The 9,314-nt window shown below is 30.4% G+C and carries 8 protein-coding genes; all 8 read right to left on the reverse strand.

What is annotated here, in order from left to right; translation table 11 throughout:
- Window positions 1–67: 67 nt before the first annotated feature.
- Window positions 68–211: a hypothetical protein gene (locus CSGHG_RS24120; protein WP_235700108.1), complete on the reverse strand. Its 144-nt coding sequence runs from the start codon at window positions 209–211 to the stop codon at window positions 68–70.
- Window positions 212–529: 318 nt separating this feature from the next.
- On the reverse strand, window positions 530–2,563 hold the full coding sequence (locus tag CSGHG_RS06515; protein ID WP_010293600.1) for a methyl-accepting chemotaxis protein: 2,034 nt from the start codon (window positions 2,561–2,563) through the stop codon (window positions 530–532).
- A 545-nt stretch (window positions 2,564–3,108) separates the two neighbouring features.
- Entirely contained in the window at window positions 3,109–3,273 is a 165-nt protein-coding gene (locus tag CSGHG_RS23085) for a hypothetical protein (protein WP_155844736.1), read from the reverse strand.
- A 168-nt stretch (window positions 3,274–3,441) separates the two neighbouring features.
- On the reverse strand, window positions 3,442–3,606 hold the full coding sequence (locus CSGHG_RS23865) for a hypothetical protein (protein ID WP_207635859.1): 165 nt from the start codon (window positions 3,604–3,606) through the stop codon (window positions 3,442–3,444).
- A gap of 696 nt (window positions 3,607–4,302) precedes the next feature.
- Window positions 4,303–4,854, reverse strand: coding sequence for an acyltransferase (locus CSGHG_RS06530; RefSeq protein ID WP_010293601.1), 552 nt, complete (start codon window positions 4,852–4,854; stop codon window positions 4,303–4,305).
- Window positions 4,855–4,874: 20 nt separating this feature from the next.
- Window positions 4,875–5,840, reverse strand: a complete 966-nt coding sequence (locus CSGHG_RS06535; RefSeq protein WP_010293603.1) for a Gfo/Idh/MocA family protein — start codon at window positions 5,838–5,840, stop codon at window positions 4,875–4,877.
- Window positions 5,841–6,668: 828 nt separating this feature from the next.
- Window positions 6,669–7,886: a flagellin N-terminal helical domain-containing protein gene (locus tag CSGHG_RS06540; protein ID WP_010293604.1), complete on the reverse strand. Its 1,218-nt coding sequence runs from the start codon at window positions 7,884–7,886 to the stop codon at window positions 6,669–6,671.
- 326 nt (window positions 7,887–8,212) lie between these two features.
- Window positions 8,213–8,437 (reverse strand): carbon storage regulator, encoded by a 225-nt coding sequence (locus tag CSGHG_RS06545; RefSeq protein WP_010293605.1) that lies wholly within the window; start codon window positions 8,435–8,437, stop codon window positions 8,213–8,215.
- Between the last annotated feature and the right edge of the window lie 877 nt (window positions 8,438–9,314).

Below are 9,314 nucleotides of genomic sequence, written 5' to 3' on the forward strand. Positions count from 1 at the left end.
GACCAACATTGTCAAATGTCAATTCTCCATTGTAAATTTTTTAAAACTCTCTACCTCAACTAACTAATCAATTTCTCCCAAGTTCTACCTCCATAACAAGAGGGACAGACGCGTTATTGTCTACTTTACTATACTTGTGGCTAGATACTTTTGTTGATTTTAGTTTCTCTTCAATACTGCTCGAAGTCGGTCCCGAACCTCTACGCAGCAAAGCTGCTATTTTAGGACCGGCTTTGATTAGTTTAGGTTTTATTGATAATCTTTCGATTTCACTGTAAAAATAACTTATGGAAAATATACTTTGGTACGCCTGTCCTTCTTGTTACGGCTGTAAACCCTAACTATAGCTTTAGTTAGATTCATCTCTCAAACTTAAATTTTAATCCCTCTAATTCAAAAGAAACTGGCAGTCTAGTTTCATCCTGAACTATTAACTTTTAACTATCTAACCCCCAGTTTCCTCCATCATTGTCAAATGTCAATTGTCCATTGTCAATTTCTATTTAATATATATTCTCAACTAATACAATTAAATTCTAAATACTTCTATCTTTTCTTTTAAATTTACTGTTAAATCAACTAAAACTTCTGCTGCTTTGGCTACTTCCTCTGCGGAACTATTTAGCTCTTCTGTTGTTGCTGATACTTCCTCCGTTGTTGCTGATATTTCTTCTGCTATTGCTGTAGAACTCTCTAAATTTCTTGATATAATTTCACTTTCATCACTAACTTCTTGAGAATAATTTTTCATCTCTTCCATTTTAGGTACTATGTCCTTTATAAATTGTCCAACACTTTTAAAGGATTCTATAGTTTTATTTATGCTTTCCCTTTGACTATTAACATCTTGATTCATAATTTTTGTTCCAAATTGCATATTTTGACTTTCTTCTAAAACCTCTTCAATGACTTTAGTTATTTCAATTGCAGAGTTTTTACTTTGCTCAGCAAGCTTTCTTATCTCATCTGCAACAACTGCAAATCCTCTTCCCGCATCTCCTGCCCTAGCTGCTTCAATTGCCGCATTTAATGCTAAAAGATTAGTTTGCTCTGATATATTATTTATAACTGTAGTTATATCATTTACTGAGTTTACTTTGTTATTTACAGTTGCTATTACATTGCTGAACTGTTTAAAATTATCATTAAAATTTTCAATAGAGTTAATTAAGCCTTCCATATCACTATTGCTTTCTTCTACTTGAACTCCTATCTTTTCAGCCATAGTGCTTATATTAGAAACTTCATCATTCATAGAAATAATTTTTTCTTCAAAATTTTTCATAGATAAATTTATATTATTAAGCCCATTGCTTTGCTCATCATTTCCTCTTGCAGTTTCCTGTATAGCATTAGCAATATTTTGAGAACCTAAAACCATGTGATTTGAAGAATTATTTAAAACTTTAGATTGCTCAGTTACTACATTACTACTTTCCATAACAGATTTTATAACTTCACCTATAGAGCCTTTACTTTTATGAATAACTCTATAAATATCTCCTATTTCATTCTTATTTTCTAGTTCTTCTTTCGTAAATGTTAATGTAAAATCTCCTTCTTCCATAGTACCTATAGCATTTTTAATTTTTTCTAAATATCTTCCAAATTTTCTCGATATACTTAATCCTGTAACTGTGGCTAAAACCATTGCCCCTAAAGCTATAATTATCAGTATTTCTTGTATTTTATCTAGACTTTTTAATACCTCAGATTTCTCAATCCAAATACAAGTAACCCATCCATTGGAACTTTTAATAGGTGAATACGCTATATATTTATTTTGTTTTTCTATACTGTATTCTTCTACTCCACTATTTCCAGCTATACCATCTTTATGTGCCTTTGCTACAGGTACAGCAATACTATCTGTTTCAGACTGTTTAATTATGTTTTCTTTCTTCTCAATATCTTCAAATGTATTACTTAAAACAGTGTATCCATATTGATCTATAATATATATACCGCCACTGTTACCATACTCTATTTCACTAAGTGCTTTTGACATAATTTCTGCATCTTCAGCAACAGTTAAAACACCTACTATTTCGTTGTTATCCTTAATTGGACAACTATATGTAATGACATACTTATTTATTTCATCTAAAAATCTAGTGGATTCTGTATAAATCTCTCCCTCCATAGAACTTTGAAAAAACTTTTCATCTTTAACATTAACACCATTAACACTAGCATTAGAGTGAACATTCCCATCTTTATCTGTTATTGAAAAAAATACTATACTTGAATCCTTTTTATAAGACTCTAACATTTCAATTTTTTTATTTACATCTATGTTTTTATCCTTTACAAAATAAGTATTACTTAAAAGATTAACCAACTGAATGTTTTTTTCATTAGTCTTTCCAATGGTTTGCGAAACCTGTGTCGTCATTGATACCATTGTATTTTTAGTATTTTCTCCAAGTATTCTTACAGCAACTACATTCACCATAATAATTACTGCCAATAAAACAGCTAAAAATGCTAAAATAATTTCACTAGTCATCTGTATTTTTATGCTTCTATTCGATAACTTCCTTCTTATTATATTTTTACTCATTTAAACCTCTCCTTATTTTCTCTTTATTCCCAGGTAATATTTTACTCTATTTAAGAATGATTATCAATTACTATTTTTAAATTTTATTGATAACCTTTCAGTTTCACCGTGAAAATAACTTATAAAAAATATACTTCGGTACGCCTCTCCTTCTTGTTACGGCTGTGAACTTTGAATTTAATTTTAGTTAGATTTATATCTTCAATTCAACATTTATGCCCTTAAATTAAAAAGAAACTGGAATCCAGTTTCAACCTTAACTCTTAACTATTAACTCTCTAAAGCTCTTCTAACTTTATACTTCTATCTAAAAATTTAAAACCATTCCCGAACAACTATGCTACATAGTAGCTACCTGGGGACTGGCTAGCTTTTCTTACTTATGGTAACTAAATCTAAAGAGTTACTCTCTATTTTATGGGTATACACCATTCGTGCCTGTCCCATTTGTTGCGGCTGTAAAACCTGAATCTAACTTTGTTTAATTTAATATCACAAACCTAGGATTTACTCCCTCTAAATTCTAAGAAACTGGTAGTCCAGTTTCAACCAATGTCCATTGTCAATTTCCAAAGAACTACCTCAACTAAGTAAGCAACTATACCAAGTTCCACCTCCATCACAAGAGGGACAGACGCGTTATTGGCTACTTTACTATACTTTGGGCTAGATACTTTTGTTGATTTTAGTTTTTCTTCAATACTGCTCAAAGTCGGTCCCCATCACTTATTTTAGTAACACATCTAAACAATCAAATCTTTACAGTCTTAATCCCATAACAAGTGGGACAGGTTCATTTGTGGATATTTTCTTCGTTTAAACTGTAGATTCCAAAATTGCTGTATTTCCACAATAAAACAAGTAAAGAACCAGTCCCCCTATTTGGGTTTTAGTGAAACCTTTAAATAAGCAATTATTCCTAGTGTTCGCTCCATCACAAATGGGACAGGCACGATAAATTTATTTTCTCCGCTAATATTTGATGCTCTCCTAGTTTTATATTTTTTAACTAATAAATCAAAGCCAGTCCCAAACATATACATAGCAGAGCTGCTATTTTAGGACCGGCTTTGATTGCTTTAGATTTTATTGATAACATTATGATTTCACTGTAAAAATTACTCATGGAAAATATACTTAGATACGCCTGTCCTTCTTGTTACGGCTGCGAACCTTGAATATATCTTTAGTTTGTTTTATATCTTCAGCTTAAATTTTACTCCCTTAAATTAAAAAGAAACTGGAATCCAGTTTCCTCCACCATTGTCAAATGTCAATTGTCCATTGTCAATTTCTTTAAACTTCTTAACTATTTAAGGGGACTGGCTAACTTCTTTTATTTATTGTAATTAAATTTTAAGAGCTGATTTTCATTTTACACCGCTAAACCATTCGTGCCTGTCCCATTTGTTACGGCTGTACATTTTGAATATAGCTTTGGTTAGTTTAATCTCTAAAACTCAAATTTTACTCTCTTAAATTCAAAGAAACTGATACTTCAGTTTCAACCTAAATTGTCAATTCTCCTTTGTTCATTGTCAATTTTCTAAAAATTTACACCTAAATCAAACAATCAATTACCTCAAGTTCTGCCTCCATGACAAGAGGGACTTTGTCCATTATATAACATCTAAATAAACAAAGAACCAACACTTGATATATACGCTGCTTTGCAGCTCAAATACTGATTCTTTGCTCATTAATTTATTTTAGCTAGTCATTTTATTATAAATATTTAGCTAAATACTTAATATTCCATTATCTTCTTTATATGTCAAATTACATTTATCACAATGATGATTTTCATCTAATCTATTTCCACACTTACAAACATATCCTATCTTTTTTGCTGGGTTTCCTGCTACTAGCTCATAAGGATTTATGTCATCTGCAACAACACTACCTGAACCTACCATTGCATACTCTCCTATGGTTATTCCACATATAACAGTAGAATTTGCTCCTATAGCTGCTCCTTTTTTTATTAATGTTCCTACAACTTCCCAATCATTGTTAAAAGCCCTAGGATACATATCATTTGTAAATGTAACACTAGGTCCTACAAATACATCATCTTCTATAACAACACCATGATACACATTAACCCCATTTTGTATTTTTACATTATTGCCTATAATAGCATCAAAATCTATATAAACATTGGTACCAATTATACAATTCTCACCTATAAAACAGTTCTCTCTAACTTGAGAATTGTTCCAAATCTTTGTTCCATCTTTTATATTGGCATTTTCACTTACTTCTGCACTACTGTGCTTGAAATAACTCATCGCATCACTCCCCCATATAATTATAAATTTTCATATATTTTTCCACGTATTTTATTTACAACTTCTAAAGCTAACAAACCATCTTCACCCTTAACTTTTAAAGGCACATTGCTAACTATAGCATCAACAAAATTTTGATTTTGTTTTAATAAAGATTCTCCAAAATTTATAAAAACTTCTTCTTTACTATACCTATTAGCACATCTTATATTATTATCTATATTGCTTTTTAACTGCCTATATATAGTCAAGCTTTTATCTATATAATCAAGCTCATAATAACTATCAATACTATTTAAAGATAAGGTCCTTACCTTTTTTTCACTAACCCTACTTGCTGTAATATCTACAATAATATTATTATTAAATTTAATTAGAGCTGTTGCATGATCACAGCTATTATTTAACATTGACTCTTTTTTAATTATCCTGCCCACAGCCTCAATATTTTTTATATTTTTATCCCCCATAAGCGATAAAACAACATCTATATCATGTATCATTAAGTCTAAAATAACATCAATATCCTGAACTCTATTGTCCATTGGACTCATTCTTTTTACACTAATACCTATTGCTTCCTCTTCTTTAAAAATACCAGCTAGTGCTTCAACTGCTGGATTAAACCTTTCAACATGACCTACTGCAAGTTTTACATCTTTTTCCTTAGCTAACCTTATTAGTTCTTTTCCATCCTCATACTTTAATGTAATTGGTTTTTCTATTAAAACATCTTTACCATTTTCTATAAAAAACTTTGCCACATCATAATGATATACAGTTTGAGTAGCTACTATAACAGCATCCACTTCCTCTAACATATCCTTATAATCGTAAAATCCTTTGAGATTATATTCCTTTGATACCCTATCAACCTTTTCTCTATCTATATCGCAACATCCAACTAAAGATGCGTTCTTAACCTTACAACAAACCTTAACATGATTACTTCCCATATTACCTAAACCTATAACCCCTAATCTCATCTTAATTGCCTCCATATCCCTAAATAAATTCATGCACATCTAAAACTTTCATCATAAGTTTTTAACAATAAAGTTTATTCTTTGTTATGAATATATAAAAATATCACTATCTACCTAGTTGCAAGGACTTACTGATTTTCAAGTTTAAATAATTATTATTCATTGTCAAAGTCTTTGTTTTTAACTATATAAACATTTATAAAAAATTTTCCTTATGAAAACCAATCATTCCTTAATTTTTTTCCTCTATTTAATATATTGAAAACAATAAAACTTTGTTACCTTTCTCATCAAATTAATTTAGGGATATGGTGATTATTTCAAGGTTTATCACTAACGCTCTTAATATTAATTAGAAGATTATTTATTAAATACAAAAAACCAGTACCTAACAGGCTCTCTACTTTCCTGTTCAAGTACTGGTTCTTTGATCAGCAATCTATTTTATCTAGTTTTTTTATTGAGTAATAAAGTTTTAACTCCCTTAAATTGAAAGAAACTGGTAATCCAGTTTCAACCTGAACTTTTAACTGTTAACTCTTAACTATTAACTACTTTAGAGGGACTGGCTAACTTTTTTTATTTACGGTAATTAAATTATAAGAGCTACGTTTTATTTTATGGAACTATACCTTTCGTGCCTGTCCCATTTATTATGGCTGTACATTTTGAATATAGCTTTTATTTGTTTTATCTCCCAAACTCAGATTTTACTCTTTTAAATTCTAAAGAAACTGGTAGTCCAGTTTCGTGCTAAACCTCTTAATCCTTATTTTTTCATACACAAAAAAGGAAACCGATATTTCGGTTTCCTATAACACTCTCAAATTATCTTAATAATTGAAGAACACCTTGTGGTTGTTGGTTAGCTTGTGCAAGCATAGCTTGAGCAGCTTGTTGTAATATATTATTTTTAGAGAATGTCATCATTTCTTTAGCCATGTCAACGTCTCTAACTCTTGATTCTGCTGCTGTTAAGTTTTCTGAAGATGTTCCTAAGTTGTTGATTGTGTGTTCTAATCTGTTTTGGTAAGCACCAAGTTTTGATCTTTCTGAAGATACGTCATCTATAGCTTTTTGAATTGTAGTTGCTGCTTTTGTAGCCTTAGCTGCTGTAGATATATCTAAACCATGCTCCTCGCTGCCACTATTATCTGTTAATTTATTATCATCTCCAGTTGTAAAATCATCGCCTGTTCCTGATAATCCTAATGCTTTAGCTCTCATATCTGACATTTCAATTGTAATTGTTTGTCCTTCATTTGCTCCTATTTGAAGTGTTGCTTTTCCTTCAACATCTTCTGTAAGTGTCTTATCTGCTACTCCTTTAACTGTTTCTTTTACTGTAGCACCTACTGATGTCATAGCTTCATCAGATGCTGTTTTTTGAGTTAATGTAAGTTTTTCATCACCATCTGTATATGCTCCAACATCATATTTAGCTTTTAAAGTTGCATTTTTTCCGATTTCAGTTACTAAAGATTTATATAAATCATCTTGAGCTGTACCTGATATTGTAAGTTTTTCTCCATCTATTGTAACTTCTCCAGCAACTAAAGTTCCACTTAATTCATATGCACCCTTAGTTCCTGTAATCACATCACCAGCTTTTCCAGCTTCCCCAGCTTTGTTACCATTTAATAATTTTTGAGTATTAAATTCTGTAGTATTTCCTATTCTATTGATTTCTGAAGTTAGTTGGTTAATTTCTTTTTGTATTTGACCTCTGTCTGAACCATTATTTGTATCATTACCAGCTTGTACTGCTAATTCTCTCATTCTTTGAAGAATACTGTGAGTTTCATTTAATGCACCTTCAGCTGTTTGTATCATAGATATACCATCTTGAGAGTTTCTTGATGCTTGATCAAGTCCTCTGATTTGTCCTCTCATTTTTTCAGATATAGCTAGTCCTGCAGCGTCATCTCCAGCTCTATTTATTCTTAATCCTGAAGAAAGTTTCTCCATAGATTTACCAGCTGCTCCTGTGTTTCCTACCATGCTTCTGTGAGCATTTAATGCGTTCATATTGTGATTAATTATCATAATAAGTACCTCCTTGATTTTAAAGTGGACATCCTTTTCCACCAAAATTTATTTTTTATTTATTTTAATTTCTATATAGAAATTAATAACTGATTAATTTTTTAATAATTTCTTGCTAGTTATGCAAAAAGAACGATATTCTTCAAATCCTAGCTTCCTGCTAATTTTTAAAGAAAATCGTTCTTCCTAAACGCTTTTCACCATATTAAATTCAAACTTAAATAGGAGCTTACTTTCCTATATAAGTAACAAACAGCTATATATACTATTTGAAAGAAAGTGGATTTCACTTTCATCCATAATTGTCAATTGTCAATTCTCCATTGCTATATAGTTGTTCTTTCTTTTATACCATTCTTCTCAATGTCTTTCTCTGAAATTTGAAATTGTTTTTCTTCCCAAACTTCACCTCTTGTAATTTTAACCTCTTTCGGTGCATCTATAGCAAGTCTTAAGTGACCATCCTCGCTTTTAATAACTTGCACCTTTACGTCTAAACCATTATAGTTTACAACTATATATTCTCCAGGTTTACGACCTAACACTAGCATTTTTATGAATCCCCCTAAACGAAATTAACTGATAAGAAGAGCAATTTTAAAATCCCTCTGGCATCCTGCCAGAAAACATAACATCATTGCTACCTTCTGTATCTGCTAATTTTAACTAAGACATATAAACTGAAATAAAAAGACAAAGCTTCAAAACATATTTGTTTGTGAATGTTGACTTATTATTTATTTGATTATGCCCAATATGTGATAACTAAAAATCATTAACTTGTTCTTGGTCTCACTACATTTATCGTTGAGAAAAAAACATACTTTATATATTATTTTTTATTTTTTATAAAATATTTTACGAAAAATTTTTAGTGGTTATTTTAGCTAAAACGTACCACTAAAAGTATATAATAACTAAAGAAAATAATCAACAATATTTACCATATATTACTTGATTTACTATATAGAATTTTCTACTTTTTTCTCTATATAGGACTGGCTTTGATTGCTTTAGGTTTTATAGATAACCTTTCGATTTCACTGTGAAAATAACTTATGGAAAATATACTTTGGTACGCCTGTCCTTCTTGTTATGGCTACACATTTTGAAAATATTACATATTTCAAGTTAAAAGCTAAGAGTGAATAGTTAATAGTTGTGGTTATTACTACTCTCTTCGTTCATAGTAATACTGAACGTACTTTTCAATTTAGTTTTATTTAAAGATTTAGACAATCAATACCTCTAAACATTGGCTCCATAACAAATGGGACAGGCACGATAAATTTATTTTCTTGGCTAACACTTGATGCTCTTCTAGCTTTATATATTTAAACTAATAACACAAAGCCAGTCCCTAACATCTACGCAGCAAAGCTACTTTATTTCAAAGAAACTGGTAGTCCAGTTTCAGCCTAAATTGTC

It is taken from the genome of Clostridium senegalense JC122, from assembly GCF_000285575.1.
Classification (GTDB): Bacteria; Bacillota; Clostridia; order Clostridiales; family Clostridiaceae; genus Clostridium_J; species Clostridium_J senegalense.

Excerpts from the sequence above, each read along its gene's own strand:
- CSGHG_RS06515 (WP_010293600.1), bottom strand. The coding sequence starts at position 2,563 with ATGAGTAAAAATATAATAAGAAGGAAGTTATCGAATAGAAGCATAAAA.
- CSGHG_RS23865 (WP_207635859.1), bottom strand. The coding sequence starts at position 3,606 with ATGTATATGTTTGGGACTGGCTTTGATTTATTAGTTAAAAAATATAAA.
- CSGHG_RS06530 (WP_010293601.1), bottom strand. The coding sequence starts at position 4,854 with ATGAGTTATTTCAAGCACAGTAGTGCAGAAGTAAGTGAAAATGCCAAT.
- CSGHG_RS06535 (WP_010293603.1), bottom strand. The coding sequence starts at position 5,840 with ATGAGATTAGGGGTTATAGGTTTAGGTAATATGGGAAGTAATCATGTT.
- CSGHG_RS06540 (WP_010293604.1), bottom strand. The coding sequence starts at position 7,886 with ATGATAATTAATCACAATATGAACGCATTAAATGCTCACAGAAGCATG.
- CSGHG_RS06545 (WP_010293605.1), bottom strand. The coding sequence starts at position 8,437 with ATGCTAGTGTTAGGTCGTAAACCTGGAGAATATATAGTTGTAAACTAT.